General features: G+C 60.6%; 20 protein-coding genes. 8 read left to right on the forward strand and 12 right to left on the reverse strand.

Annotated features, from left to right (window positions below):
* Positions 1–9: 9 nt before the first annotated feature.
* The 6 genes from ACGHP5_RS15040 to ACGHP5_RS15065 all read left to right on the forward strand — a co-directional run bounded on the left by ACGHP5_RS15040 (position 10) and on the right by ACGHP5_RS15065 (position 6,415).
* Positions 10–777: a 3'-5' exonuclease gene (locus ACGHP5_RS15040; protein ID WP_290533800.1), complete on the forward strand. Its 768-nt coding sequence runs from the start codon at positions 10–12 to the stop codon at positions 775–777.
* Positions 774–2,600 carry a LysM peptidoglycan-binding domain-containing protein gene (locus tag ACGHP5_RS15045; RefSeq protein ID WP_390567512.1) on the forward strand — a complete coding sequence of 609 codons (1,827 nt, stop codon included), beginning with the start codon at positions 774–776 and terminating at the stop codon, positions 2,598–2,600. The genes ACGHP5_RS15040 and ACGHP5_RS15045 overlap by 4 nt, the downstream gene beginning before the upstream one ends.
* Before the next feature lie 7 nt (positions 2,601–2,607).
* Entirely contained in the window at positions 2,608–3,255 is a 648-nt protein-coding gene (locus ACGHP5_RS15050) for a redox-sensing transcriptional repressor Rex (protein ID WP_290533798.1), read from the forward strand.
* Between the two features lie 22 nt (positions 3,256–3,277).
* Positions 3,278–3,841 carry an FAD synthase gene (locus ACGHP5_RS15055; protein WP_390567514.1) on the forward strand — a complete coding sequence of 188 codons (564 nt, stop codon included), beginning with the start codon at positions 3,278–3,280 and terminating at the stop codon, positions 3,839–3,841.
* A 304-nt stretch (positions 3,842–4,145) separates the two neighbouring features.
* Positions 4,146–4,556 carry a thioesterase family protein gene (locus tag ACGHP5_RS15060; protein ID WP_290533796.1) on the forward strand — a complete coding sequence of 137 codons (411 nt, stop codon included), beginning with the start codon at positions 4,146–4,148 and terminating at the stop codon, positions 4,554–4,556.
* Positions 4,557–4,774: 218 nt separating this feature from the next.
* Positions 4,775–6,415, forward strand: a complete 1,641-nt coding sequence (locus ACGHP5_RS15065; protein WP_337771729.1) for an ABC-F family ATP-binding cassette domain-containing protein — start codon at positions 4,775–4,777, stop codon at positions 6,413–6,415.
* A gap of 95 nt (positions 6,416–6,510) precedes the next feature.
* On the opposite strand, the gene ACGHP5_RS15070 is transcribed toward ACGHP5_RS15065, so the two are convergent.
* Both ACGHP5_RS15070 and htpG read right to left on the reverse strand, forming a co-directional pair.
* Positions 6,511–8,388 (reverse strand): thioredoxin-like domain-containing protein, encoded by a 1,878-nt coding sequence (locus tag ACGHP5_RS15070; RefSeq protein WP_390567517.1) that lies wholly within the window; start codon positions 8,386–8,388, stop codon positions 6,511–6,513.
* 150 nt (positions 8,389–8,538) lie between these two features.
* Positions 8,539–10,599 carry a molecular chaperone HtpG gene (gene htpG, locus ACGHP5_RS15075; RefSeq protein WP_290533793.1) on the reverse strand — a complete coding sequence of 687 codons (2,061 nt, stop codon included), beginning with the start codon at positions 10,597–10,599 and terminating at the stop codon, positions 8,539–8,541.
* A gap of 252 nt (positions 10,600–10,851) precedes the next feature.
* Between htpG and ACGHP5_RS15080 the strand changes: the two genes are divergently transcribed.
* A complete protein-coding gene (locus ACGHP5_RS15080; RefSeq protein ID WP_290533792.1) occupies positions 10,852–11,370 on the forward strand; it encodes a nitroreductase family protein in 519 nt (172 codons plus the stop codon).
* A gap of 51 nt (positions 11,371–11,421) precedes the next feature.
* Here ACGHP5_RS15080 and ACGHP5_RS15085 read toward each other — a convergent pair whose 3' ends face one another.
* Genes ACGHP5_RS15085 through dnaE form a run of 3 tightly spaced genes read right to left on the reverse strand, consistent with a single transcriptional unit; the run spans position 11,422 to position 16,575 of the window.
* Complete coding sequence (locus ACGHP5_RS15085; RefSeq protein WP_390567519.1) at positions 11,422–12,414, reverse strand: aldose 1-epimerase; 993 nt, start codon at positions 12,412–12,414, stop codon at positions 11,422–11,424.
* A complete protein-coding gene (trxA, locus tag ACGHP5_RS15090) occupies positions 12,414–12,728 on the reverse strand; it encodes a thioredoxin (RefSeq protein WP_290533790.1) in 315 nt (104 codons plus the stop codon). Before trxA ends, ACGHP5_RS15085 begins: the two co-directional genes overlap by 1 nt.
* 37 nt (positions 12,729–12,765) lie before the next feature.
* A complete protein-coding gene (dnaE, locus tag ACGHP5_RS15095; protein WP_390567522.1) occupies positions 12,766–16,575 on the reverse strand; it encodes a DNA polymerase III subunit alpha in 3,810 nt (1,269 codons plus the stop codon).
* Positions 16,576–16,774: 199 nt separating this feature from the next.
* Between dnaE and ACGHP5_RS15100 the strand changes: the two genes are divergently transcribed.
* Complete coding sequence (locus ACGHP5_RS15100; RefSeq protein ID WP_290533788.1) at positions 16,775–16,984, forward strand: DUF2007 domain-containing protein; 210 nt, start codon at positions 16,775–16,777, stop codon at positions 16,982–16,984.
* Between the two features lie 44 nt (positions 16,985–17,028).
* On the opposite strand, the gene ACGHP5_RS15105 is transcribed toward ACGHP5_RS15100, so the two are convergent.
* The 7 genes from ACGHP5_RS15105 to ettA all read right to left on the reverse strand — a co-directional run bounded on the left by ACGHP5_RS15105 (position 17,029) and on the right by ettA (position 25,154).
* Positions 17,029–17,775, reverse strand: coding sequence for an energy transducer TonB (locus tag ACGHP5_RS15105; protein WP_390567524.1), 747 nt, complete (start codon positions 17,773–17,775; stop codon positions 17,029–17,031).
* A 30-nt stretch (positions 17,776–17,805) separates the two neighbouring features.
* On the reverse strand, positions 17,806–18,543 hold the full coding sequence (aroE, locus tag ACGHP5_RS15110; RefSeq protein ID WP_337757594.1) for a shikimate dehydrogenase: 738 nt from the start codon (positions 18,541–18,543) through the stop codon (positions 17,806–17,808).
* A gap of 3 nt (positions 18,544–18,546) precedes the next feature.
* Positions 18,547–19,488: a DUF368 domain-containing protein gene (locus tag ACGHP5_RS15115; protein WP_290533785.1), complete on the reverse strand. Its 942-nt coding sequence runs from the start codon at positions 19,486–19,488 to the stop codon at positions 18,547–18,549.
* Positions 19,489–20,012: 524 nt separating this feature from the next.
* Positions 20,013–20,309 (reverse strand): DUF3276 family protein, encoded by a 297-nt coding sequence (locus ACGHP5_RS15120; RefSeq protein WP_290533784.1) that lies wholly within the window; start codon positions 20,307–20,309, stop codon positions 20,013–20,015.
* Between the two features lie 99 nt (positions 20,310–20,408).
* Complete coding sequence (locus tag ACGHP5_RS15125) at positions 20,409–21,980, reverse strand: S41 family peptidase (protein WP_390567527.1); 1,572 nt, start codon at positions 21,978–21,980, stop codon at positions 20,409–20,411.
* A 104-nt stretch (positions 21,981–22,084) separates the two neighbouring features.
* Positions 22,085–23,425 carry a histidine--tRNA ligase gene (hisS, locus tag ACGHP5_RS15130; protein ID WP_390567529.1) on the reverse strand — a complete coding sequence of 447 codons (1,341 nt, stop codon included), beginning with the start codon at positions 23,423–23,425 and terminating at the stop codon, positions 22,085–22,087.
* A 52-nt stretch (positions 23,426–23,477) separates the two neighbouring features.
* Positions 23,478–25,154, reverse strand: coding sequence for an energy-dependent translational throttle protein EttA (ettA, locus tag ACGHP5_RS15135; protein ID WP_147620042.1), 1,677 nt, complete (start codon positions 25,152–25,154; stop codon positions 23,478–23,480).
* Between the last annotated feature and the right edge of the window lie 32 nt (positions 25,155–25,186).

Consider the following 25,186-nt stretch of genomic DNA (forward strand, 5'->3'; position numbering starts at 1 on the left):
GGCCGTCAGATGAAGTTAAACCTCAAACGCCCGATCATCTTCTTCGACCTCGAAACCACCGGCGTGGACACCGCCCGGGACCGCATCGTGGAGATCTCGATGGTCAAGGTCATGCCCGACGGCGAGGAGATCACCAAAACCCGGCGGCTCAACCCCGGGATGCACATTCCCGAGGAGGCGTCGGCCATCCACGGCATCACGGACGACGACGTGAAGGAGTGCCCGACGTTCGCGCAGGTCGCGCGGTCGCTCGAGCAGTTCATCCGCGGCTGCGATTTCGGCGGCTTCAACTCGAACCGTTTCGACCTGCCGGTGCTGGTCGAGGAGTTCCTGCGCGCCGGCGTGGACGTGGATTTCAAACGCCGCAAGTTCATCGACGTGCAGAACATCTTCCACAAGAAAGAGCAGCGCACGCTGGTCGCGGCCTACAAGTTCTACTGCGACAAGAACCTGGAGGACGCCCACTCGGCCGAGGCCGACACGAAAGCCACCTACGAGGTGCTGATGGCCCAGCTGGACCGTTACGACGACCTGGAGAACGACATCGACAAGCTGGCCGAATACTCGTGCCGCGCCGAGTCGGCCGACTACGCCGGGCGTATCCTCTACAACGAAAAGGGCGAGGAGGTCTTCGGGTTCGGCAAGTACAAGGGCCGTCCGGTGGCCGAGGTGTTCCGCGTCGAACCGAGCTACTACGCCTGGATGATGAACGGCGATTTCCCGCTCTACACCAAGAAGGTCATCACCGAAATCCGGATGCGCGATAAAATGAAATGACGATGAAACGACTCTGTGCCGCCGCTCTGATGATCGTCTGGGCTTTCTGCGCCGTTGCGGCGGGGAAATCCGGGACGATCGTCTACATCAACGGTGCGAAATACTACATCCACACGGTGCAGGCGGGCGAGACGCTCTACGGGCTTTCGAAAACCTACGGGGTGGGCGAGAAGGTGATTCTCGAAAACAACCCCTCGATCGCCCGCGGCCTGAAAACCGCCGAGAACATCAAAATTCCGTTCGTGAGCGACGTGCCCGAGCCGAAGTCGGACAAGAAGCTGCGCAAGACCTTCGATTTCCACTTCGTGTCGAAGGGCGAGACGCTCTACGCCATTTCGCGGCAGTACGAGATTCCGGTGAAGACCCTTCTGGAGGACAATCCGAACCTCGACCCGCTGCACATGCGCCTCGGCGAACGCATCCTGATCCGCAAGAAGCAGATCGGCTCGGAGGACGAGGCCGGCACGAAGGAGCAGTGGGAGGAGTACCGGCAGTCGCTGAACAGCGTGGCCGAGGAGGGCACGGCCTACCACATCGTGCACCCGGGCGAGACGTTCTATTCGCTCTCGCGCCGCTTCGGGATCACCGAGGCGGAGTTCAGCGCGCTCAACGGCGGGCTGAAACCCGCGGACCTCAAGGCCGGGGCCATGGTCAAGATTCCCGCGCCCGAGGCCGGACAGGTCCCGGAGGGCGCCGACAGCCTCCAGCGGCAGGACAGCGTGCCCGAGGCCGGGCAGCAGGTCGTGCAGATCGACTTCCGGGCGCTCCGGGCCGGCGACCCGCTCGACGTGGCGCTGCTGCTGCCCATCGCCGTCGACGGCGAGGCCAACGGCAACTACCTGGAATTTTACCAGGGGTTCCTGCTGGGACTGGACAGCGTGAAGCTCAAATACGGGCGTTCGGTGAACGTGAACCTCTACAACACGGCCCGCGACACGGCGCGCATCCGCGGGATCGTCGAAAGCGATGCCTTCCGGAATGCCGACCTGATCGTCGGTCCCGTCTACGAGGAGGGGTTGTATCCGGTGATCCGTTTCGCCGAGGAGAAAAAGATCCCCGTGGTGTCGCCGCTGGCCAATATCGAGGGGATGAACAGCGACGTGCTGTTCCAGCTCGCGCCCGACCCTTCGCGCAAGTACGAGAAGGCGGGCGACCTGGTGAACGGAGACAAAAAGGTCACGCTGATCTACACCGAGTCCACCGACAAGGAGTTCGAGCGCGAGATGCTCGCGCTGCTGGGCGATTCGGAGTACCGCCGTTATACCTATAAATACGAGCATCCCACGGCCCGCTCGGCCGACAGTCCGAGCGACCTCACGCCGCTGCTGGAGAATACGGACGACAACGTTTTCATCATCCTCTCCGACAACGAGGTGGACATCGACCGCATCCTCGCGGCCCTGGCCTCGGCCGATACGAGCCTTACGAGCCGCGGCCGCATGGCGCCCCGTTTCGTGGTGCTGGGCAACACCCGCTGGAACCGCTACAACACCGTCGACCGCGCGATGTTTTTCAAGGACCGCGTGATCTTCTTCTCGACCTACCACGCCAAGCGCGACTCGGAGACCGTGCGGGCGTTCGACGACGCTTACATCCGTTCGTTCGGCGCGCTGCCGACCCTCTTTTCCTACCGGGGCTACGACACGGCGATGATCTTCGCCCCGGCCATGTACGGCGACATCGAATACGACCTCGAAGACCGCCGCTATACGCCGTTGCAGACGACCTATCGGTTCGGCCAGAACGAAGGCCGCGAGAACCATGTCAACCGCGACTGGACGCGGGTCAACTACAACAGCGACTTCACCATAACCATCGAATGACAGAGCCATGGCAACTTTGACGAATACGATTCCCGAGAAAACCATCGAGCGATTGAGCGAGTACCGCCGCACGCTGCTCGCCAGCCACCGGCAGGGCATCACGCATATCTTTTCGCACGTGCTGGCCGGCATCCACGGCATCACGGCCGTGCAGGTGCGCCGCGACCTGATGCTGATCGGCTTTTCGAGCGACACGAAGAAGGGCTACGACGTGCAGGTGCTGATCGAGTACATCAGCCGCATTCTCGACAGCCCCTCGGCCATGAACATCGCCGTGCTGGGCATGGGCCACCTGGGCCAGGCCATCACCAAGTATTTCAACGGCAAGGGCCTCAAGCTGAAGATCACCGCGGCGTTCGACGTCGACCCCGAAAAGGTCGGCAAAACCATCGACGGCATCCCGTGCTACCACATGGACTCCTTCGAGGAGGTGGTCGAGGACAAGGACATCTCGATCGTCATCGTCTCCTCGCCGACGAAGGTGGCCCCGAATCTCGTGCTGCCGATCATCAACGCCGGCATACGCGGCGTGCTGAACTTCACCTCCACGCCGCTGAACTTCCCGCAGGGGATCATCGTCGAGAATTACGACATCACCACGCTGCTCGAAAAGGTCGCCTACTTCGTCAAGGAGAGCGACGGGAGCAATTCGTAACCGTGTGCCGGGAGAGGGAGAGATGAGGGTTTTTCACGGTTTCGACGCACTTCCGCACTTCGTCCGCCCGGCGGTCACCGTCGGGTCGTACGACGGTGTGCACCTGGGCCACCGCGCCCTGATCGGGCGGCTGATCGCCGAGGCCCGCGCCAACGGCGGCGAGAGCGTCGTGCTGACCTTCGAGCCGCACCCGCGCATCACGCTGGGAAGGGCCGAAGGACTGCGTCTGCTGACGACGCTCGACGAGAAAACGGCCCTGCTGGAAGAACTGGGAGTGGATAACGTGATCGTCATTCCCTTCGACAGGGCGTTCAGCGCCTTGTCCGGGGAGGAGTTCGTGAACGACTACCTGATCGGACGGGTCGGCGCCGAAACGCTCGTCGCGGGCTACAACCACCGTTTCGGCCACGACCGGATCGACTGCGACACGCTCGCGGCGTCGGGACGGCTCCGCGTCGTGAAGGTGGAACCGTGCACCGTCGATGGACAGCGCGTCAGTTCGACGTTGATCCGCCGGTTGCTGGAGGAGGGAAAGACCGCGGAGGCCGCCCGCCTAACAGGCGCCGGCTTAAAAAACCGGTTTTAGGACAGCCGCCCGCTTAAGAAGCGGGATTTAGGTGCGATGGGAACTCTGATTGCTCTCACCCGGTTCCGCGCCCGCCCGCTTTAGAGGCGGGTTTTAGGAGCCACGGTGGCGCTGCTGATCCGAAGGAAAATAATCGGGGGGGGGTAATGGTCCAAAATGCTGTGTTGCCAAGTAACAGCACAAAGTCCCCTCCGAGGAGGGGATTTAGGGGAGGGTCAGATTTGTAAACGCGGCCAGCGGCCGCGATAACAGCTGCCGGGAGAGAGAACCGGAAAAACAAACTGTTGAATTAACGATAATAACCATGTTAAGCCACGATTGTCAGATACGCGTGTGGTACAAGCACACCGACCAGATGGCCATCTGCCACCATTCGAATTACATCTGCTACTACGAAGCCGCCCGCAGCGAATTTCTGCGCGCGCTGGGCATGTCGTTCGCCGAGGTCGAACGGCGGGGCATCATGATGCCGATTCTCGAAGTGCAGTCGAAATACCGCAAGCCGGCCTATTTCGACGAACTGCTGACCGTGCGCATCCTCCTCCGGGAAATGCCCTCGACACGCATCAATTTCTTCTACGAAATCTACAACGAGCGGGGCGACCTGCTCAATACGGGCATGACCCAGCTGGGATTCATCCACAGCGATTCGCGCCGTCCGTGCCGCTGTCCGGAATGGTTCCTGGAACTGATCCGCAGCCGCTGGACCGAATAAGACCCCTGCCCCGGGTCCGATTCACGCCGCTCCGCCCTGCGAAGCGGTTTTTTCAGTGCCTTTTATTGCCCGGAAAGTCCCGCTGTCCGATTTTGGAAGCGGCCCTCCTTTTTCGTACCTTTGGCTTCGCCTTAAATAAGCGGCGCCTCGGCATAGTCAAATAAATTTGCCTCTGCGCCCGGCTTGTACTATCTTTGCGGCTCAATTTGCGATAACTTATGATTTCAATAGACGGCCTTACCGTAGAGTTCAGCGGCACGACGCTTTTCAAAGACATCTCCTTCACGATCGGCGACAAGGACCGGATCGCCCTGATGGGCAAGAACGGAGCCGGGAAATCGACCCTGCTGAAGATCATCGCCGGGGTGCGCACCCCGACGCGCGGCCGGGTGACCGTGGGCGGGAGCGGCAAAGTGGGCTACCTGCCCCAGCACCTTCAGGTGGAGGACGGGCGCACGCTCGTCGAGGAGGCGTCACGGGCATTCGAACACCTGTTCGAAATCGAGCGGCGGATCGCGGCGCTCAACGAGCAGCTCACGACCCGCACCGACTACGAGAGCGAGTCGTACATGCGGCTGATCGAGGAGGTCACGGCCATTTCCGAGAAATTCTACGCTGTGGACCTCTCCAATTACCAGGAAGACGTGGAGCGCATCCTGCTGGGACTGGGCTTCGAGCGGAGCGACTTCACGCGCCAGACCTCCGAATTTTCGGGCGGCTGGCGCATGCGCATCGAGCTGGCCAAGCTGCTGTTGCAGAAACCCGACCTGCTGCTGCTGGACGAGCCGACGAACCACCTCGACATCGAGTCGATCGAGTGGCTGGAGGATTTTCTGATGAACAACGCCAAGGCCGTGATGGTCATTTCCCACGACAAGGCCTTCGTAGACCATATCACCACGCGCACCATCGAGATCACCCGCGGGCGTATCTACGACTACAAAGTCAACTACTCGCGCTACCTCTGCCTGCGGCGCGAACGGCGCGAGCAGCAGCAGGCGGCCTACGACAACCAGCAGAAGATGATCGCCGAGACCCGCGAGTTCATCGAGCGTTTCAAGGGGACCTATTCGAAGACCAACCAGGTGCAGTCGCGCGTGCGGATGCTCGAAAAACTGGAACTCGTCGAGGTGGACGAGGAGGACACCTCTGCGCTGAACCTGCGCTTTCCGCCCGCTCCGCGTTCGGGTTCCTATCCGGTCATCACCTCCGAACTGGGCAAGGCGTACGGCGGCCACCGGGTGTTCGGCGGCGTGTCGATCACCATCGGGCGCGGCGACAAGGTGGCTTTCGTGGGACGCAACGGCGAGGGCAAGTCGACGATGGTCAAGGCCATCATGGGGCAGATCGACTTCGAGGGTGAGATCCGGATCGGCCACAACGTCCGGATCGGCTACTTCGCGCAGAACGAGGCGTCGGGACTCGACGAGTCGATCACCGTCTTCAAGACCGTCGACGACATCGCCGTGGGCGACATCCGGACCCGTATCCGCGACATCCTGGGTGCCTTCATGTTCGGCAAGGAGGCCAGCGAGAAGCTCGTCAAGGTGCTCTCCGGCGGTGAGCGGACGCGCCTGGCGATGATCAAGCTGCTGCTCGAACCGGTCAACCTGCTGATCCTCGACGAGCCGACCAACCACCTCGACCTGAAGACCAAGGAGATTCTCAAAGAGGCGCTGATGGCTTTCGACGGCACGCTGATCGTCGTCTCCCACGACCGCGATTTCCTCGACGGACTGACCGATAAGATTTACGAATTCTCCCACGGCCGCGTCACCGAGCACCTCGACGGGGTCTACGGCTTCCTCCGGAAGAAGAAAATTGAAAATATCAGCGAAATCGAACGGCGCAAGGCGTAGGCGCCGCATCCGTGAAGTCCCGGCACTTCGGGATTCCGTGCCGCCCGTCCTTGACGAAGACAAAACGGCCGCCCCTCGCAGGGCGGCCGTTTCCGTTATTCGATGAGTTTTTTGAGCGTCTTTTTCAGTTTGTCGTGGTTGCGCAGGTCGTTGCGCAGTTTGCCGGTTCCGTCCCTGCCGACGAGCACATAGGAGGGGATGCCGTCGACCTTGAACTGTTCGCAGAGATATTTCCACTGCTCGTCGTTGAGCCGGTAATGCTTGCCCTGAATCTTACCGATCTGCTTCTTATAGGCGACCAGCGGCGAGGTTTCGTTGGCGATGTAAATCCACACGAGGTCGTCCGATTTCAGTTCTCCGCTTTTGAGCGGCTCGTTGTCTTTGATCGCCGCCTGACAGGGTCCGCACCAGGTGTTCCAGAAATCGACCAGCACGACCTTGCCCTTGTAGGGTGCGACGATGGCGTCGAACAGCTTGTCGGGGGCCACGTCGGGCGTCTCTTCGATCTTCACCTTGCCTTCCAGCGCCGCCAGTTCCCCGCGCACCTTGGCCCGGATGGCTTCGCACGCCTCGGCGTAGAACGGATTCTTCAGCGAACGGAGCGAGGCGAGGTCAGCCTCCGTGAGAGCATCGTTTTCCGCTTTGGAGGGCAGAGAACTCACTTTGCGCAGATCGGCAAGCGGACTGGTAGCCTCGACGAGTTGCGCCCAATCGATATCGGGAGCAAGAGCTGCACGCTGATATTCGAAAATACGGACGCCCATCGGCAGTTTCGGGTTGTTGATATCGAAAAGCTTGCAGAGCATCGCCTGATTTTCGGATGTCAATTTGGCAAATTCATAGTCGGGCTTCGCATTGCGGTCCCACATATTATGCTCCGACCGGTAATTGTGTTCCAAAAAGAAACGACTGTTGGCAAATGCGTTGAGTGTCTCCTGCTGGAGCGAAAGCAGAGACAGTTCTGTCATCATGCTGGACATGCCGCTGCGGGCGATGCTGTCGGCTAATAATTTATATTTCGATGCCACCATCTGCACATATTCGTCCGCTGTCATCCGGTAATCCGCAAATTCGCCGGTATGGGTATCAAGAGCGATTGTTTTGGTCTCGCTCCCGTTGAAAAGCGTATTCAGCGCGCCGTACGTCCCTGTCGAGTACAACGGGGCACGTTTGGGCTGCTCGTTGTTCCGACGTTGGACAATGGCCTTGCCGGCTTCTTGCAAATCGGCATAAACGTCTATCGTCTCGCCGGGGGCGATCCAGAATTGCCCGAACACGATTCCGATTCTTGCAAGGAAAGCACTTGCCGTACCGTATTGCTCGAATTTGAAGGTTGCGACGCCATCGGAGGTTATTTCCGAATCATAGCTTTTTTGTCCGTTGAGCAATGAATTCACATAAAGTGAAATTTCCCGGAACATCCCTTCGCGGAATCCGAGCAGGTGGATGTTGACGGTCGTTTCGCCGACGGCGAGGATCGGGTCGGGAACCGGACCGTCTTTCGGAGCCTTGCGCAGCTCTTTGGGCAGGCCTTCGGGATATTCGGGATACTCCGTTTTGCCCGTCAGGTCCACGCCGTAGATCTTGAAACAGTCGTCGCAGTCCGACTCGATGAAGTCGAACGATTTCGTACCGCGGGGCAGGGGCGGGAATCGCAGCACGAACGACGCGCGGCCCGACTTCGGCATCCAGAACAGCGAGTCGGGCGTTATGCCTTCGGCCCCGGTGAGCATGAATTTCCGGGCGGGGATTTGCAGATAGCTGTCCGAAGAAATGACGATCCAGTTTTTGGGCCGGTAGTAGGCATTCACGTGGAGCACGGTCGCCGTGTCGCTCAATTCGACTTTCACGATGTCGAGCGTCCGGGTGTTGGCCGTGGCGATCAGCGGGTTTTCCACGACCCGGTCGGCCGGGGTGCAGGACGGCAGCAACGCACCGAGCGCCGCTGCGATCAGGAACAGAAGGTTTCTCATGGCAGGTTGGTTGGGTTTGTAGTGACAAACAAATGTAGCCTTTTTTTGTTGTTTTTGCAACTATTTCTGCAAAAAGCGGTTGGGTGGCTCCAAACGGAAAAGGGGCCGCACTCCGAAAGTGCGGTCCCTTCTCTGCAAACCCTTCAAAAACTATTTTTCGATCAGCGAAATCGAACGCTGGATGAAGTCCGTCAGGTTCTTGCCCTTGAGCATGCCGTTGGTCAGCAGCGCCAGGTCGATGATCTGCTTGACGAGGCGGTTTTCGCCGCCGATCTCGCGCAGACGCTGGCTGCGCTCGTCACGCAGGGTGACGATCTTCTTCGACAGCTCCTCGCGCGTGGATTTCTCCTCGGGCGAAAGGTCCTCCTCCTTCTTGTCCTTCACGACCTCGTCGAAACGCTTCTCCTCGGCCACCGCGGCGTCGATCTTCTTGGTGATCGTCTTGAGTTTGTCGCCGTAGGACTTCTCCACGTCGGCGAGGATGTCGATGACGATGGGGTGATTGGCGTTGACCGCGATGGTGAAGTTGTCAGGCATCTGTCCGTAGAACTGGCTCATGCCCCCGCCGCCCGTCTGGGCCATCTCCTTCATGCGTCGCATGAACTCGTTCTGCGTGATCACCACCGGAGCCTCGTCGGGCGACATGGCCTCGAACGAGATGTTGTAGTGAATCTTGTCGTCCTTGGGCATCTGGCTCTCGAAAACGGGCGTCAGCACCTCCTGCTGGCCCTCGGTGAGCGACATCTTGACGTTTTCCTCCTTCTGGATCAGCTTGTCGACCACGTCGCTGTCGACGCGCACGAAGCGCGACTCCTTGTTCTTCGACTCGTACCAGTTGACGTAGTGGCTGTCCAGCTGGCCGTCCATCACCAGCACGTCGTACCCCTTGCCTTTGGCCGCTTCGAGGAACGTGTGCTTCTCCACGGGATCGTCCACATAGAGGAACACCACCGTCTTGTTCTTGTCGGTCTGGTTCTCCTTCACCTTCTCGACGTACTCCTTGGGGGTGAAATACTTACCTTCGATATTCTTCCAGAGCATGATCCCGGCGGCCTTCTCGGCGAACTTCTCGTCGGTGAGAATGCCGTACTGGATGAAGATCTTCAGGTCGTCCCACTTCGCCTCGTAGTCCGAGCGCATGGTCGAGAACAACTCCTGCAGGCGGTCTGCGACCTTGCGGGTGATGTAGCTCGAAATCTTCTTCACGTTGGCGTCGCTCTGCAGGTAGCTGCGCGAGACGTTGAGCGGGATGTCCGGCGAGTCGATCACGCCGTGCAGCAGCGTCAGGTACTCCGGCACGATGCCCTCGACCTGGTCCGTCACGTAGACCTGGTTCGAATAGAGCTGGATCTTGTTTTTCTGGATCTCGAAGTTGTTGTGGATTTTCGGGAAGTAGAGAATGCCCGTCAGGTGGAACGGATAGTCGATGTTCAGGTGGATCGAGAACAGCGGTTCGTCGCTCATCGGGTAGAGTTCGTGGTAGAACTCCTTGTACTGCTCTTCGGTGATGTCGGCGGGCTTGCGGGTCCACAGCGGCTCGACGTTGTTTATGACGTTGTCCTTGTCGGTGTCGACGTACTTGCCGTCCTTCCACTCCTTGACCTTACCGAAGGCGATGGGCACGGGCAGGAAGCGGCAGTACTTCTTCAGCAGGGCCTCGACCTTGGCATCCTCGGCGTATTCGAGCGAATCCTCCGAGAGGTGCAGCACGATGGTCGTGCCGCGGTCGCGGGCCTCGTCGGTCTCCTCCATCTCGAACTCGGGCGACCCGGTGCAGCTCCAGTGCACGGTCTTGGCGCCCTCGCGGAAGGACCGGGTGAATATCTCGACCTTGTCGGCGACCATGAACGAGGAGTAGAATCCCAGTCCGAAGTGCCCGATGATGGCCTGGTTCTTATACTTTTCCATGAACTCCTCGGCGCCCGAGAAGGCGATCTGGTTGATGTATTTGTCGACCTCCTCGGCCGTCATACCCACGCCGCGGTCGGTCACGGTGAGCGTTTTCTTGTCCTTGTCGGCGGCGACGCGGATCGTCAGGTCGCCCAGATCGCCCTTGGCCTCGCCGATCGACGAGAGGGTTTTCAGCTTCTGGGTGGCGTCCACGGCGTTCGAAATCAGCTCGCGCAGGAAAATTTCATGGTCCGAGTAGAGGAATTTCTTGATGACGGGGAAAATGTTCTCCGTCGTAACTCCGATTTTTCCGTTTTTCATAGTTGCTATCTTTGTTGTTTCATTTGATTTCCTGCCCTTCACTTCAACAAACGGTGTGCCAGTACTTTTTTTCTGCCATTCTGTCAGCCGGACCTGCCAAAACAGGACGTTCCGTTGTATAACAGCGTGCTTTTTTATACCTTTGGGGTCGTAACGACCCTTTTACCGGTCGGGAGGTTTAGGGAACCGCATGAATCGGGGGTTGGAATCGCCCGGCTTTTTCGTACCTTTATATAATTAAAACCTGTGCAAATGGATTTTCTGAAACTGGCGAAGAAGCGGTACGCCTGCCGCAAATACCTCCCCAGGCAAGTGGAGCCGGAGAAACTGGACCTGGTCCTCGAAGCGGGCCGCGTAGCCCCCACGGGCGCCAACCGCCAGCCCCAGCGGCTGGTGGTCGTGCAGTCGAAGGAGGGCATGGAACGCCTTGCGCGGTGCACGCGCGATTTCGGCGCCCCGACGGCTGTCATCGTCTGCGCCGACACCTCCGAGGCGTGGACCCGCAAGTACGACGACAAGCATATTTCGGACATCGACGCTACGATCGTCACCGACCACATGATGCTGGCCGCCGCGTCGCTGGGCCTCGACACGCTGTGGATCTGCATGTTCAAACCCGAAGCCGTGCGCGAGGAGTTCGCCCTGCCGGCGAACGTCGAACCCGTGAACATCCTGCTCGTCGGCTACGGCGACGGCATTCCGGCCGATCCCGAACGTCACGACACGCTGCGCAAGCCGCTCTCCGCGACGGTCTTCCACGAGACATTCTGAAACAGAAAGGGGATCGGTTACCGATCCCCTTTCCTGTCGCCCCTGCGGCATCTATTTCGCGTAGAGCCGGAAGGTCATGCGCCACGATTCGCCGGGGTAGATCGAGCGGAACCCTTCGGCCGCGGGATCGGCGGCGTTGGGGGCGTTCGTGGTCCACGTCTGCGGCTCGGGACAGCAGTAGGGCACTTGTCCGCCGTTGTTCCACAGCGTCCAGTAGGTCGTCTGCTCGTCGGCCTCGTAGAAGGTCCTCACACCCGTGCGCAGGTTCTCGACCAGCGCGCCGCGGAACGGTTTGCCGTCCACGTCGATCTCGCGCAGCGTGAAGCCCGCCTCGATCGGCTCGCACCCGGTGACCCGGAGTCCTTCGCGGCGCAATTTGGAAAATTGCGCCGACAGCGGCAGTCTGCGTCCCGTCGGGAGGTTGCGTCCGTCGAGTTCGACCTCTTCCCCGACGGCGAGGCGCATCACGTAGTCGGTGTCGGTCCCGCCCGCGAAGGGAATCGTCAGCGGGGTGTGAAACCCCACGCCCAGGGGCATACGCGCCTTGCTGCGGTTGGAGAACATCACCTCCTGCTCCAACCCTTCGGCCGTGAGCCAGTAGGTGATCTTGCACTTGAACTCGTGCGGGAAATCGCGGTAAACGGCGTCGTTCCCCGCATTGGCGTAGTAACGGCACTCGATCATCACCTCCTCGTCCGTCTCGCGTGCCTTCGACACCATGAACGCCTCGCTCTTGAGAACGCCGTGGTGGTAGTTCCGCTCCTTCTCGATGGTGATGGGGTACCGGTACGTGCGGCCTTCGAACGTGTAGCGGCCGTCGGCGATGCGGTTGGGCGGGAACAGGATCGGAAGCCCGAAGACCTGCGGGCGGCTCCGGAACGTCCCGATCTCCCCGGGCCCGGGCGTACGCAGGATCTCCGCGCCCAGCCGGGTGTTGGCCAGCCGCACGAGGTTGGCCCCCATCTCCGGAATCAGAACTGCGGTATAGTCCCCCTTGGAAAACTCCACGCCTTTCAGACTGTGGAAGTCGATGGTGCGCAGCATCAGAGAAGTTTCTCGATTTTGGCCTTCAGGGCGTCCTTCGGGCATGCGCCGACCTGCTTGTCGACCAGTTCGCCGCCCTTGAGGAAGATGATCGTCGGGATGTTCCGCACGCCGTACTTCATCGTGATGTCGTCGTTCTCCTCGACGTCGCACTTGCCGATGACCACTTTACCGTCGTATTCGGCGGCCAGCTCGTCCACGATAGGCGACATCGTGCGGCAGGGACCGCACCACTCGGCCCAGAAGTCGATGACTACCGGCTGGTCGCCTGCGACCAGCGCTTCGAAATTGTCTTTGTTGATTGCCAATGCCATTGTTCTGTTGTTTTTATGGATTATTGATGAATGTCGGTTACGCGATTGAGTAGTGGATGCTGTTGTCATCCAAATATCCGACCAGGGATTGCGTGAGGCTCACCTTGTGGCTCTTCGAGAAGAGGCGCAGCGAGACCTGAGCTCCGCGGTCGTAGACGTTCAGGCGCAGCAGCGTGTCGCCCTTCGACTCCTTGACCTTCTCCGTCAGATCGCGGATGAGCGCTTCGGTCACCTCCTCGATCGGCAGCTGCACGATCATCTCCTTGATCGTGTCGCGCATCTCCTGCAACTGGACCATCGAAATGATCTTGAATTCCAGCTCCTTGTCGTTGTAGGGCTTGGCCTGCACGCGGCCCCGGACGAAGAGGAAATAGTCCGGGAAAAGGTATTTGCGGAAGTTCTCGTAGTCCTTGCCGAAAAGGGCGAACTCGTGGCCTCCGTTGTAGTCTTCGAGCTTGAACTTGCCCCACGGCTTGCCGGTCTTGGTCATCAGGTTCTGCACGCCGACGACCATGCCCGCCACGGCGATCTCCTGCCCCTTGAGGGGGTCGAGGTTCTCCAGCTCCGAAAGCTGGGTCTTGCACATGTGGTCGATGATGATTTTGTAGTCGTCGAGCGGGTGCGCCGAGAGGTAAAGGCCCACCATTTCGCGCTCCTTCGTGAGTTTTTCCAACTGGCTCCAGTCGGCGCAGGCCGGAAGCACCGGGCGCTGGATGTCCACGTGCTCACCGCCGCCGAACAGGCTTTGCTGGGCGTTGTTCTGCTCGGTCTGGAACCGCTGCCCGTAGCGCATCAGCTGCTCGATGAAGGTGATGCCGCTCGAATCGCGCAGGTCGACGCCGAAATACTTGCAGCGTGCGAAATCCGAGATCGAGTCGAACGCCCCGGCGTAAGCCAGGTTTTCGAGGCATTTGCGGTTGACGAGCGAGTAGTTCACGCGCTCGACGAAGTCGTATATGTCCTTGAAAGGCCCGTTGGCCTTGCGTTCGGCGATGATGCTCTCCACGGCCGCCGCACCGACGCCCTTCACCGCCGCGAGGCCGAAGCGCACGTCCCCGGCGGCGTTGGACGAGAAAGTCCGCATCGACTCGTTGATGTCGGGTCCCATGACGCTGATGCCCATGCGTTTGCACTCGTTCATGTAGAGCGTCAGCTGCTCGATGTTCGTGAGGTTTCGGCTCAACACGGCAGCCATGTACTCCGAAGGGTAGTTGGCCTTGAGGTAGGCCGTCTGGTAAGCCACCCACGAGTAGCACGTGGCGTGCGACTTGTTGAACGCGTAGGAGGCGAATTTCTCCCAGTCGCCCCAGATCTTTTCGAGCACCTTCGGATCGTGTCCGTTCTTCCTGCCGCCCTCGATGAACTTGGGTTTCAGGTGGTCCAGCTTGTCCTTGAGTTTCTTGCCCATGGCCTTGCGGAGCGTGTCCGACTCGCCGCGGGTGAAGTTGGCCAGAAGACGCGACAGCAACATGACCTGCTCCTGGTAGACCGTGATGCCGTAGGTGTCCTTGAGGTACTTCTCCATCACGGGGATGTCGTACTCGATGGGGCTGCGGCCGTGCTTGCGGGCGATGAAGTCCGGGATGTAGTCCATCGGGCCGGGCCGGTAGAGGGCGTTCATCGCGATCAGGTCCTCGAAGGTCGAGGGTTGCAGCTCGCGCAGGTACTTCTGCATGCCCGCGGACTCGAACTGGAACGTCCCGACGGTGCGGCCCTCGCCGTAGAGGCGGTAGGTCGCGGGGTCGTTGATGATCGTGAAGTCGTCGATGTCGATCTTCACGCCCTTGGTCAGGCGGATGTTCTCCACGGCGTCCTTGATGATCGAAAGGGTCTTCAGCCCCAGGAAGTCCATCTTGATCAGTCCCGTGTCCTCGATCACCGAACCCTCGTACTGCGTGACGAGCATCTTCTCGCCGGTCTCCTTGTCGTCGGCCGTCGAGACGGGGACCCAGTCCGTGATGTCGTCGCGGCAGATGATCGTGCCGCAGGCGTGCACGCCCGTGTTGCGGACGTTTCCTTCGAGCATCTTGGCGTAACGGATCGTATCGCGCAGAATCGGGTTGTCCGACTGTTCGGCGGCTTTCAGTTCGGGGACGTAGTCGATGGCGTTCTGCAGGTTGAGCTTCTTGTCGGGAATCTTGTCCGGCACGAGTTTGCAGAGGCGGTCCGACTCCGAGAGCATCAGTTTCTGCACGCGCGCCACGTCCTTGATGGCCAGTTTGGTGGCCATCGTGCCGTAGGTGATGATGTGGGCCACCTTCTCCTTGCCGTATTTCTGCGTCACCCAGTTCAGGACCCTTCCGCGGCCGTCGTCGTCGAAGTCGACGTCGATATCGGGGAGCGAAATACGGTCGGGGTTCAGGAAACGCTCGAACAGCAGGTCGTAGGCGATGGGGTCGATCTGCGTGATGCCGAGGCAGTAGGCCACGGCCGATCCGGCGGCCGATCCGCGGCCCGGACCCACCGACACGTCCAGCTCCTCGCGCGCGGCGCGTATGAAGTCCTGCACGATCAGGAAGTAGCCCGGGAAACCCATCGTCTTCATGATGTGCAGCTCGAATTTCAGCCGTTCCTCCTGCTCCTCGGTCAGCTGCTCGCCGTAGCGCCTGTGCGCGCCGTCCATCGTCAGCTTGGCCAGGTAGTCGGCCTCGAACTTGATGCGGTAGAGTTTGTCGTAACCTCCCAGTTTCTGAATCTTTTTGAGTCCCTCCTCCTCCGACATCACCACGTTGCCGTTCTCGTCGCGCGTGAATTCGTCGAAAAGGTCCTTTTCCGTGAGCCGGGCGCGGTATTCGGCCTCGGTTCCGAACTCCTCGGGAATCTCGAAGTTAGGCATGATCGGCGCATGGTCGATCGAATAGCACTCGACCTGGTTGCAGATGTCGACGGTCGCCGACATCGCCTCGGGGTCGGTCTGGCCGAAGATCGCAGCCATCTCGGCCGTCGTCTTGAGCCACTCCTGCTTGGAGTAGAGCATGCGCTTGGGATCGTCGAGATCCTTGCCCGTCGAGAGGCAGATCAGCCGGTCGTGCGCCTCGGCGTTGTCCTCGTCCACGAAGTGCACGTCGTTGGTGCAGACCATTCTGACGTTGTGCTTCGCCGCCAGCTGGCGCAGGTACTTGTTCACGTGCAGCTGCATGGGGTAGGCCTCGTGGTTGGCCCGCTCGACGGTGGCCTTGTGGAGCTGCAATTCGAGGTAATAGTCGTCGCCGAAGACCTTCTTGTGCCATCGGATCGACTCCTCGGCCTTTTCGAGGTCGTTGGCCGTGATGGCGCGCGGCACTTCGCCCGCCAGACAGGCCGAACAGCAGATCAGCCCCTCGTGGTATTTTTCGATCTCCGCACGGTCCGTTCGCGGACGCATGTAGAAACCTTCGGTCCACGCCTTCGAGACGATCTTGATGAGGTTGTGGTATCCCTTGAGGTTCTTGGCCAGCAGGATCAGGTGGTAGCCGCTCTGGTCGGGCTTGCCCTCCTTGTCGTGGAGCCGGCGGCGCGCCACGTAGACCTCGCAGCCGATGATGGGCTTGAAGGCCAGCTTGCGGCGGCACTCCTCGAGTTGTTTTTCGCATTGGGCGATCTCCGAGGCGGGATCGGCACAGGTCTCCGTGCCGTCGCGCAGGGCGGCGATGCGAGCCTCCGCCTCGGCGGCCTTGTCCTTGCATTTGCCCTTGACTTTCTGGACGTAGTTGTAGAACTCCTTGATACCGAACATGTCGCCGTGGTCCGTCACGGCGATGCCGGGCTGGCCGTCGGCCATGGCTTTGTCCACGAGCCGCTGGATGCTGGCCTGTCCGTCGAGGATCGAATATTGCGTATGTACGTGAAGGTGTACGAATTGGGGCATTGCGTCAAAATTTTGCTACGACAAAGATAATATAAATCGGGAGGATAATCAAATGCCGGACGACTTGTTTTGCCGGGGTGCGTTCCTTCCCCGGCTCCGGACGAAGATAACGGTTTTTATTGAAGAATTCATGGCAGGGCTATTGCATTTTACCGACAAAATGCTTAACTTTAAATACCGAACCAAAAACCGAAAAATTATGCAAGACGACACGTTGGTTGTACTGGCGGAGTACAACACCATCACAGAGGCCGAAATCGCCAAGTCGATGCTCGACAGCGCCGGTATCTGGTCGACGATCCGCAACGAATACATGTCGGCCATCTATCCGATAGGGACCATGCCCGCCCAGGTTGTCGTCCGCGAAGAGGACTACGAAAAGGCGAAGGCGATGCTCCGCCACCGATAAAAGGACCCTGTGAAAAAGCTCCGCTGCACGGCGGAGCTTTTCGTTCAGTTGTTGTGGTAGTTGACCCGGTAGTCGTAGGCCGTCCGCTGGGGCACGCCGCGCACCTTGCGGGGCGTCCATTTGCCCTTGCTGCTGCGGATGGCGCGGAGCACCTCTTTGGTCAGCCGTTCGTCGGGCGACTGCACGACCTCGCCGATGGTGATGCGCCCGTCCGGCTCGATGTAGAACCGCACGTGCACCAGTCCCTCCACGCCCTTCTCCGTGAAACGCCCGTCGTAGCGGACGCGCATCTTGGCCCAATTATGAAAATTTTCACCGGGGATTTCCCCCATAAACAGCAGCGGATCGGCGTCCTGCGCCCTCCGGATCTTCTCGACCGGGATGCGGATCGTCATCCGCGAGGTGTAGGAGACCGTACTTCCGTCGGCCAGCGTCGCGGGACTCCACGTTCCGCCCAGACGGGCATAGGCCTCCTCCATCGCCCGGCGGGTGGCCGCCGTCGCCGGGGCGAACTCCGCATGGTCGCGGCCCTCCTGCGTATTGTCCATGTAACGCCACTCCGCGACGTTTCCCGTCTTGTCGATCTGCAGGGCGATGCCCACGACCGGGGAGATCGAGTCGGCCGGAATCTGCCGTTCGACGGCGATTTTTTCGACCGTGGCGGCCATGCGCGTCATGAAGACCTTGATCACCGCACCGTTGAATGCGGGAGGCGTCACCTCCGACTGCGCGAAGAGCGATCCCATTCCGGCAAACAGAATGGCCGATATTGACAAGAAACAGTTTTTCATGGTATTATAAGATTTACCTGAAGGTTTGCTTTAAGCGTTCCAGATGCGCCACGAGGCTTCGGCCTGCTCCACGAACATCGTCCGCCCGTTCAGGATATGCGCCCCGCGCTGGCGGCCGTAGTCGAGAAACTGCGTCAGCGGCGGGTTGTACACCAGATCGAGCAGGTAGTGGTCCGGCGTCACATAGCCGTAGGGGATGCGCGGCGCGGCGTCGACGTTGGGGTAGGTCCCCACGGGCGATGCATTGACGATCAGGCGGCTGGCTTCCACAACCTCGCAAGGGAGGTTGTCGTAGGTGTAGTTGCCTTTCGCCGCTTCGCGCGACACCAGCGCGAAGGGGATGTCGCGTTCTGCAAGGGCGTACTGCACGGCCTGCGAAGCGCCTCCCGTGCCGAGCACGAGGGCCTGTTCGGGCTGGTCCGCACCCAGCAGTTCGTCCAGCGCGGCCCGGAGGCCGATGACATCGGTGTTGTAGCCTGCGAGACGTCCGTCCGCCGTGCGGCGGATGCAGTTGACGGCCCCGATGGCCTCGGCTTCAGGCGACACCGAATCCAGGAAGGCCATTACGTCGCGCTTGTAGGGAATCGTGACGTTCAGCCCGCAAAGATCCGGGAGACGCTCCAGCAGGCCGGGCAGCTCTCCGATCGACCCGAGTTCGTAAAGCGAGTATTCACAGTCATTTACCCCCTCCTTATTAAACTTTTCCGTGAAGTAGGCGGCCGACGCCGAATGCCCCAGCGGGCGGCCGATCAGTCCGAAGCGTCGCATGGGTTACTTCTCCTCTTTTTTGACGATGAGGCGCGCCAGCAGTTCGATGCCGTAGATGGCCAGAAACCCCACGGCGCAGAGTGCGACGGCTTCGAGGAGTTGCGACGGCTGGCCGGTGAGCTGCTCGAAGGCCCCGGGGGCGACGTTATGCTGGACGAGCGGCTGCTCGACGCCGTGGCTGTCGAGGTAGGTCTCGACGGTCTCCTTCCACGGCCAGACCTTGTTGAGCGAGCCGACCATGAAGCCCATCAGCACCGAGACCGTGACGTCGTGCCAGTGTTTGAGCAGCCACGACAGCAGGTGCGAGAAGGAGATGATGCCCGCCGCGGCTCCGACGACGAAGATCACGATGACGGGAATGTTCAGGTCGCCGACAGCCTGCATGATGTACTGGTATTTGCCCAACAGCAGCAGGATGAAGGCTCCGGAGATGCCGGGCAGAATCATGGCGCAGATGGCGATGGCACCCGAAAGCATCACGAACCACCAGTCGTTGGGGGTTTCGGCGGGCGTGGCGACGGTGATCCACCAGGCCGCGGCGGCCCCGACGACGAACGCCAGGACGGTCCGCCAGTCCCAGCGTCCGATCTGCCGGGCGACGAGCAGCGCCGAGGCGACGATCAGCCCGAAGAAGAACGACCAGATGGCGATGGGGTGGTAGGTCAGCAGATAGGTCATCAGCCGTGCCAGCGAGAAGATCGCTATGGCGATGCCCAGCAGCACGGGCAGCAGGAAGTTGCCGTTGATATGGCGCCAGAACTCGCCGAGGCGGAGTTTCAGCAGCAGTTTGAGCGCCGTGGCGTTGACGCTGCGGATCGAGTCGAGCAGTTCTTCGTAGATACCCGAAATGAAAGCGATCGTACCGCCCGAGACGCCGGGAACGACGTCGGCCATACCCATGGCGCACCCTTTGAGCGCAAGTACGATGTACCGGGAAAAATTCATGGTCTGTTTGCGTTTTTTGGTTTTAAGCGTAAAGATACGAATAAGCCGAATACAAAAGCAAACTTGTTTGCGATTTTGTCAGGGCGGAGTATCTTCTGCGGCGTCAAAGATAGGGGATAAAAGGCGAAAGCCCGCGCTGCGAAAATTAAGTTTTCATCAATTTTTCGGAAACCTGCCGTTTTTTCGCACCTGCCTGCGTTCTCCGCGGAGGGATTTCCCGCAGTCGGCACCGTTCCTTTCGGAATGCCGCGCTGCACAGGGCGCACATTCGCCCCGGACGGCTTTGCCGGACGTTTTCCCGTTCCCGGCGGTAGTTCCGGGAAGATTCCCGTACGAAAAAGCGCCTGCCGCTTCCCGGAGGCGCTCCTTTCGAAATGGCTCTCCGGGCAGAGCACGCATTCGCCCCGGACAACCGCTGCCGGACGTTCTCCCGTTCCCGGGAGCTGCTGCCGGAATCCCGGCGCATTTTGCTTCGGAACCGGCCCGGCAGCCGATTCCGAAGCGGTTTCGGGACGACCGGACGGCTATTCCACCGGCTCGGGGCACGCCTTGCTGCGGCGGATGAACTCGACGACCTCGTTCAGCCCGTCGGCGAATTTCGAAAAATCCTCCTTGTAGAGGAATATCTTGTGGCGGTCGTAACTCGACGTGCCGTCGGGAGCCGTGATTTTGCGGCTCTCGGTAATGGTCAGGAAATAGTCGTCGCCGCGCGTGGCCCGGACATCGAAGAAATAGGTTCGCCGGCCCGCTTTTACGGCCTTGGAAAGAATCTGGTCTCCGTAATCCTCGCCTTCGCGACGGAAATGGGTTGGGGGTAACATGGGCTTCGTTTTTGGGTTGGTTTCAACTTTTCAGTGCGCGCTCGTACTTACGAATATACGCAGAAAAAAGCGAATTTCCAAAAACTTGCAGGGCTATTTTTACGGTTCCAGAACCGGCTGGCCCGACTTGTCCCAGTCTTCGAGAATCGCCACGGCCCGGGCGTAGGCGGGGCTTGCGGCGGGGTTGATGACCTGGAAATAGGCTCCCGTGCCGAACAGCCGCTGCGCCGCAAGGGCTTTGAGTTGCATGCGCACGAGGGGTTCGGAGACGGCGAACCCTTCGGCGTCGAACTTCACGCCGCGGCTTTCACCGAGCGCCGTGAGTCTTTCGAGAACCTCGTCCGAGGGGGTATACCCGGCGTCGAAGGCTTCGAACGAGGCGTAGCGGCGCGAGAGGCTGTCGCGCGAACCGTCGAGCCAGTCGCCCACGAAATCGGCCACGATGCCGCGGCGGATCAGTTCGCCGTAGTAGTTCGAGAAACCCGCCGTGTCGGCCTCGACGAGGATGTCGGGACGGATGCCTCCGCCGCCGTAGACCGTGCGTCCGGTGCGGAGCGTGCGGTAGGCCGGGGCCGCCGCGTCGAGCGAGTCGCGCGCGGCATCGTCATAACGGCGCAGGTGGTCGAGGTAGTACTCGCGGCGCTTCCCCTTCTCGTAGGGACGCTGGATGACGCGGCCCGAAGGGGTGTGATAACGGGCCACGGTGATGCGCACGGCCGAACCGTCCGAAAGCCCGATCTGCCGCTGCACGAGACCCTTGCCGAAGCTCGGGCGGCCTACGACCACGCCGCGGTCCCAGTCCTGCACGGCCCCTGCGACGATCTCCGAAGCCGAAGCCGACGATTCGTCGATCAGCACCACGAGACGTCCCTTGAGGTCCTCGCCGTTGGTCTGGGCGCGGAACGACGACGCCGGAACGGCGCGCCCCTCGGTCGAGACGATCACCGCGCCGCGCGGCAGGAAGAATCCCGCCATCCTGATCGCCTGCTCCAGCAGGCCGCCGCCGTTGCCCCGCAGGTCGAGGATCAGCCCTTCGGGCCGTCCCAGCTTGCGGTAGGCCTCGGTGAATTCCTCCATCGTGGTGCGGCCGAAGCGGTTGACCTTGATGTAGCCGATGCCGTCGCCGGCCAGATAGGAGGCGTCGACGGTGTTCAGGGGGATTTTGTCGCGGACGATCACGAAATGAAGCCGTCCGGGCGTGCCGTGGCGCACGACGTCGATTCCGACCTTCGTGCCGGTCTTGCCCCGCAGGTGTTTGGGCACGTCCGTGCGGCTCATCCCCACGGCGTCGAGCGTATCAATGCGCACGATGCGGTCGTTGGCCCTGACGCCGACCCGTTCGGCTGGTCCCCCGGCGATGGTGTTCACCACGATCACCGTGTCGCGCAGGACGTTGAACTCCACGCCGATGCCGCTGAATTCCCCGTCGAAACTCTCCTGCACGCCCTTCATCTCCTCGGCGCCGATGTAGGCCGAGTGGGGGTCCAGCTCTTCGAGCATGCCCGTGATGGCGCCCTCGACGACGGGTTTCATCTCCACCTCGTCGACGTAAAGACCCGAAAGATAACGGAAAACCTGCGCGAGTTTCTGGAACTGGCGCGCATCGTCCTCGTTCTGCGCCGCGAGGGGCAGGACGGAGAGGGTAGCGAGTATGACGAATAATCGGCGCATGGCGTAACAATCTTTAAATAAACAGTTTCAATCCGGCAGCGTGCCGGTTTTCGTATCGCCCGGCGGCAAGACGGCGGGGTCGCGGGGCGAGCGGAAAATTCCCGTCAGCAGACAGCCTCGGCCAATTCGGCGAACGCCACCTGCCTCTGTTCGCCCGTGCGCATGTCCTTGACGGTTGCGGCCCCGGTCTCCAGCTCCTGCGACCCCACGATCACCACGCAGGGGATGCCGCGGCGGTTGGCGTATTCCATCTGTTTCTTCATCTTCCCTGCCTCGGGGTAGATTTCGGCGGCGATGCCGCGTCCGCGCAGCTGCCGCAGCAGCGGCAGCACGGCGGCCTCCTCCTCGGCCCCGAGGTTCACGAACAGCACGCGGGTCGAACTGTTGACCTCCTCGGGGAAGAGCGAAAGTCCCGTCATCACGTCGTAAATGCGGTCCGCACCGAACGAAATGCCTACGCCCGACATATTGGGCATGCCGAAAATTCCCGTCAAGTCGTCGTAACGGCCGCCGCCGCAGATCGAGCCGATGGCGAAATCGAGGGCCTTGACCTCGAAGATCGCACCGGTGTAGTAGTTCAAACCGCGTGCCAGCGAGAGGTCCAGCTCCACCGTGAGGTCGATGCCCAGCCGCCCGACATAGCCGAATACGGTCTCCATCTCCTCGATGCCCTTCATGCCCGTCTCCGAAACAGCGAGCCCCTCTTTCAGCTGGTTGAGCTTCTGTATATTGTCGCCGCTCAACTCAAGTATCGGTTGAAGTTTGTCGACCGCCTCCCGATCCAGGCCGCGCTCCATCAGTTCGGCCTTCACGTTGTCCAGTCCGATCTTTTCCAGCTTGTCGATGGCGATGGTGATGTCCATCATCTTGTCGGCATGGCCGATGGCTTCGGCGATGCCGAACAGGATCTTGCGGTTGTTCATCTTCAGCGCCACGCGGATGCCGAGGGCCTTGAACACCCGTTCGACGATCTCGACCAATTCGACCTCGCACAGCAGCGAGCGCGTGCCGATCACGTCGACATCGCACTGGTAGAATTCGCGATAGCGGCCTTTCTGCGGCCGGTCGGCGCGCCACACGGGCTGAATCTGGTAGCGTTTGAAGGGAAACGTCAGTTCGCCCTGGTGCTGCACGACGTAACGCGCGAAAGGCACCGTAAGGTCGTAACGAAGTCCTTTTTCACAGATTTTCGACGCGCTGCGAACCTCCTCGTCCGACAGTCCGGCGGCGTAGTCGCCCGAATTGAGAATCTTGAACAGGAGCTTGTCGCCCTCGTCGCCGTACTTGCCCAGCAGGGTCGAGAGGTTCTCCATCGAGGGAGTTTCGAGCGGCGCGAACCCGTAGGCGCGGAACACCCGGCGGATCGTGTCGAAAATATACTGGCGGCGCATCATCTCCACGGGGGAGAAGTCGCGCGTGCCCTTGGGAATCGAAGGTTTCTGCATGGCAAAAACAAATTTTAATTTTTTATTCTTAATTTTCAATTGATACAAAAAACTAATCCGCGATCAGTTTTTTGTACCTCACCCGGTGGGGCTGCGTGTCGCCGCCCTGCGCCTTCTTCCACGCCTCGTACTCCGAGTAGGAGCCTTCGTAGAAGACCACCTTCGAGTCGCCCTCGAACGAGAGGATGTGCGTGGCGATACGGTCGAGGAACCAGCGGTCGTGCGAAATGACCACGGCGCATCCGGCGAAATTTTCGAGACCTTCCTCCAGCGCCCGCAGCGTGTTGACGTCGATGTCGTTGGTCGGTTCGTCCAGCAGCAGCACGTTGCCCTCCTCCTTCAGGGCGAGGGCCAGGTGCAGGCGGTTGCGCTCGCCGCCCGAGAGCATGCCGCATTTCTTCTCCTGATCGGCGCCCGAGAAGTTGAAACGGGCGACATAGGCGCGGGCGTTGACCTGCCGGTTGCCCAGCGTCATCAGGTCCAGACCGCCCGAGATCACCTCGAAGACCGTCTTTTCGGGGTCGATCGACTTGTGCTGCTGGTCCACGTAGGCCAGTTTCACCGTGGGACCCACGCGGAACGAGCCGCTCGTCGGAGTTTCGAGGCCCATGATCATGCGGAAGAGGGTGGTCTTGCCCGTGCCGTTCGCGCCGATCACGCCCACGATGCCCGCAGGGGGCAGCGAGAAATCCAGCCCCTCGTACAGCACGCGGTCGCCGAAGGCTTTCGAGACCTCGTGCGCCTCGATCACCACGTCGCCCAGACGCGGACCGTTGGGGATGAAGATTTCGAGCTTCTCCTCTTTCTGTTTCGTATCCTCGTTCATCATCTTGTCGTAGGCCGACAGACGGGCCTTCGACTTGGCGTGGCGGCCCGAGGGCGACATGCGCACCCACTCCAGCTCGCGTTCGAGGGTCTTGCGGCGCTTCGACTCCTGCTTCTCCTCCATGGCCATGCGCGTGGTCTTCTGGTCGAGCCAGCCCGAGTAGTTGCCCTTCCACGGAATGCCCTCGCCGCGGTCGAGTTCGAGAATCCACCCGGCGACGTTGTCCAGAAAATAACGGTCGTGGGTCACGGCGATCACCGTACCCTTGTATTGCTGGAGATGCTGTTCGAGCCAGTCGATCGACTCGGCGTCGAGGTGGTTCGTAGGCTCGTCGAGCAGCAGCACGTCGGGCTGCTGCAACAGCAGGCGGCACAGGGCCACGCGGCGGCGCTCACCGCCCGAAAGGTGTTTCACCGGCTCGTCGGGATCGGGACACCGCAGGGCGTCCATCGCGCGCTCCAGCACGCTGTCCAGCTCCCAGCCGTTGCACTGGTCGATCTTCTCGTACAGCTCGCCCTGACGCTCGATCAGCCTGGCCATCGTGTCGTCGTCCATCGGCTCGCACAGCTTTTGGTTGATCTCCTCGTACTCCTTCAGCAACGCCACGGTCGTCGCGCAGCCCTCCTCGACGACCTCGCGGACCGTCTTCGAGTCGTCGAGCCTGGGTTCCTGTTCGAGATAACCCACCGTATAGCCCGGCGAGAAGACCACTTCGCCGTCGAAGTTCTTGTCGATTCCGGCGATGATCTTCATCAGGGTCGACTTTCCCGAGCCGTTCAGGCCGATGATGCCGATTTTCGCGCCGTAGAAAAAGGAGAGGTAGATGTTGTTGAGCACCCGTTTCTGGTTGGTGAAGGTCTTGCTTACGCCGACCATCGAAAAGATGATTTTTTCGTCTGCCATATCTTGTGTTTGAATTGTCCGAAATAAGGATT

It is taken from the genome of Alistipes sp. i18-0019-D1 (assembly GCF_042852885.1).
Lineage (GTDB): Bacteria > Bacteroidota > Bacteroidia > Bacteroidales > Rikenellaceae > Alistipes.

Bases quoted from the DNA above. Each gene is read 5' to 3' on its own strand.
- ACGHP5_RS15040 (WP_290533800.1), top strand. From the start codon at position 10: ATGAAGTTAAACCTCAAACGCCCGATCATCTTCTTCGACCTCGAAACC.
- ACGHP5_RS15050 (WP_290533798.1), top strand. From the start codon at position 2,608: ATGGCAACTTTGACGAATACGATTCCCGAGAAAACCATCGAGCGATTG.
- ACGHP5_RS15120 (WP_290533784.1), bottom strand. From the start codon at position 20,309: ATGTTACCCCCAACCCATTTCCGTCGCGAAGGCGAGGATTACGGAGAC.
- ACGHP5_RS15085 (WP_390567519.1), bottom strand. From the start codon at position 12,414: ATGCTGCGCACCATCGACTTCCACAGTCTGAAAGGCGTGGAGTTTTCC.
- aroE (WP_337757594.1), bottom strand. From the start codon at position 18,543: ATGCGACGCTTCGGACTGATCGGCCGCCCGCTGGGGCATTCGGCGTCG.
- ACGHP5_RS15060 (WP_290533796.1), top strand. From the start codon at position 4,146: ATGTTAAGCCACGATTGTCAGATACGCGTGTGGTACAAGCACACCGAC.
- hisS (WP_390567529.1), bottom strand. From the start codon at position 23,425: ATGCAGAAACCTTCGATTCCCAAGGGCACGCGCGACTTCTCCCCCGTG.
- ettA (WP_147620042.1), bottom strand. From the start codon at position 25,154: ATGGCAGACGAAAAAATCATCTTTTCGATGGTCGGCGTAAGCAAGACC.
- ACGHP5_RS15065 (WP_337771729.1), top strand. From the start codon at position 4,775: ATGATTTCAATAGACGGCCTTACCGTAGAGTTCAGCGGCACGACGCTT.
- trxA (WP_290533790.1), bottom strand. From the start codon at position 12,728: ATGGCATTGGCAATCAACAAAGACAATTTCGAAGCGCTGGTCGCAGGC.
- ACGHP5_RS15105 (WP_390567524.1), bottom strand. From the start codon at position 17,775: ATGAAAAACTGTTTCTTGTCAATATCGGCCATTCTGTTTGCCGGAATG.
- dnaE (WP_390567522.1), bottom strand. From the start codon at position 16,575: ATGCCCCAATTCGTACACCTTCACGTACATACGCAATATTCGATCCTC.
- ACGHP5_RS15115 (WP_290533785.1), bottom strand. From the start codon at position 19,488: ATGAATTTTTCCCGGTACATCGTACTTGCGCTCAAAGGGTGCGCCATG.
- ACGHP5_RS15100 (WP_290533788.1), top strand. From the start codon at position 16,775: ATGCAAGACGACACGTTGGTTGTACTGGCGGAGTACAACACCATCACA.
- ACGHP5_RS15045 (WP_390567512.1), top strand. From the start codon at position 774: ATGACGATGAAACGACTCTGTGCCGCCGCTCTGATGATCGTCTGGGCT.
- ACGHP5_RS15080 (WP_290533792.1), top strand. From the start codon at position 10,852: ATGGATTTTCTGAAACTGGCGAAGAAGCGGTACGCCTGCCGCAAATAC.
- ACGHP5_RS15070 (WP_390567517.1), bottom strand. From the start codon at position 8,388: ATGAGAAACCTTCTGTTCCTGATCGCAGCGGCGCTCGGTGCGTTGCTG.
- ACGHP5_RS15125 (WP_390567527.1), bottom strand. From the start codon at position 21,980: ATGCGCCGATTATTCGTCATACTCGCTACCCTCTCCGTCCTGCCCCTC.
- ACGHP5_RS15055 (WP_390567514.1), top strand. From the start codon at position 3,278: ATGAGGGTTTTTCACGGTTTCGACGCACTTCCGCACTTCGTCCGCCCG.
- htpG (WP_290533793.1), bottom strand. From the start codon at position 10,599: ATGAAAAACGGAAAAATCGGAGTTACGACGGAGAACATTTTCCCCGTC.